This is a genomic window from Sulfitobacter sp., assembly GCF_041552635.1.
Classification (GTDB): Bacteria; Pseudomonadota; Alphaproteobacteria; order Rhodobacterales; family Rhodobacteraceae; genus Sulfitobacter.
Map to the genome: position 1 here is coordinate 1 of NZ_JBFEKM010000355.1, position 1,486 is coordinate 1,486.

Sequence of the window (1,486 nt, forward strand, 5' to 3'; positions counted from 1 at the left end):
AAGATGCCTATCGCGAGCTTGAGGTGATCAATGCTGCCAATACAACCCATTTAGAGACTTATAAAAGCTTTCTTTATGACCGGTTGCAGCGCAAGGGTTTCGATCGCAAAGACATTCATCGTCTTGCCGCGCGGGATCGTCACGTCTTTGCTGCGCTGATGTTGGCGCATGGGCATGGTGATGGTCTGGTGACAGGCGCGACCCGTAAGTCGGCGCATGTTCTTGAACGCCTTAACCATGTTTTCGACGCCAATGCAGAACATGGTGCCGTGGGCATCACTGCTTTGCTTCACAAGGGTCGGATCGTGTTCATCGGTGATACGCTGGTGCATGAATGGCCTGACGAAGAAGATCTGGCCAACATCGCCGAAAGCGGCGCCAAGGTCGCGCGCCATCTTGGTCTTGAACCCCGGGTCGCGTTTGTCAGCTTTTCCACCTTTGGATACCCTGTATCCGAACGTGCCGAGAAGATGCAGCATGCCCCCGATGTGCTGGATCGTCGCGGTGTGAATTTTGAATACGAGGGTGAAATGACCGTCGATGTCGCGCTGAACGCCGAAAGCCAAAAGAACTATCCATTCTCGCGGTTGACCGGACCGGCCAATATTCTGGTGGTCCCCGCGCGTCATTCGGCCAGCATTTCCGTCAAGCTGATGCAGGAAATGGCGGGTGCCACAGTGATCGGGCCGATTTTGACCGGTTTGGATAAATCTATCCAGATTTGTTCGACCACATCCACCGCCAACGACATCCTGAACATGGCCATTCTTGCGGCTTGCAAGGTCGGCGAATGATCTGGAACCTCGGCTCTATCAACGCGGATAATTTCTATTATCTGCGTCATCTGCCTGCCCCGGGCGAAACGATTGTAGCCGAGGATTTTCGTCAGGGTTTGGGCGGCAAGGGCGCGAACATGTCAGTCGCTGCCGCCCGCGCTGGTACCCGCGTGATGCATATTGGCGCGGTGGGGCCAGATGGCAAATGGGCGGTGGAACGGCTGCTGGAATACGGGGTTGAAACCCAGCACATCACCATGATCAACACGCCGACCGGCCATGCTAATATTTGCGTGGCCCAAGACGGTGAAAATTCGATTGTGCTATACGCCGGGGCCAATCACGAAGTGAATGACCGCATGATCGGGGCCGCCTTGTCCGAGGCATCTCCGGGTGATTTTTTGCTGATGCAGAACGAAACTTTGGGTCAGGAATTCGCTGCCCCCACCGCCAAGACATTGGGGATGCGTGTGGCCTATGCCGCCGCCCCGTTCGAGGCGGAAGTTGTCGCAGACGTTATGGACCACGTTGATCTGCTGGTGTTGAACGAAGGTGAAGCGGCAGAACTGGTCAAGGCGCTTGACCAACCTTTGGACTGCCTGCCGATTGATGATATTATCGTCACGCTTGGGGCTGATGGGTGTAAATGGGTCTCTAACAAGGCGAAAACCACCAAAGATTTCCCTGCCTATCCCGTCAAAGTCATTGAT

Annotated in this window: 2 protein-coding genes; both read left to right on the forward strand. The window is 55.0% G+C overall.

Going from position 1 to position 1,486, the window contains the following annotated elements; translation table 11 throughout:
- Positions 1-794, forward strand: a 794-nt coding sequence (locus ABYT07_RS21020; RefSeq protein ID WP_372993939.1) for a phosphate acyltransferase, incomplete at its 5' end; no start/stop codon positions are given.
- Positions 791-1,486 (forward strand): PfkB family carbohydrate kinase (locus ABYT07_RS21025; protein ID WP_372993940.1); only part of this gene is annotated, 696 nt, incomplete at its 3' end. The genes ABYT07_RS21020 and ABYT07_RS21025, both read left to right, overlap by 4 nt.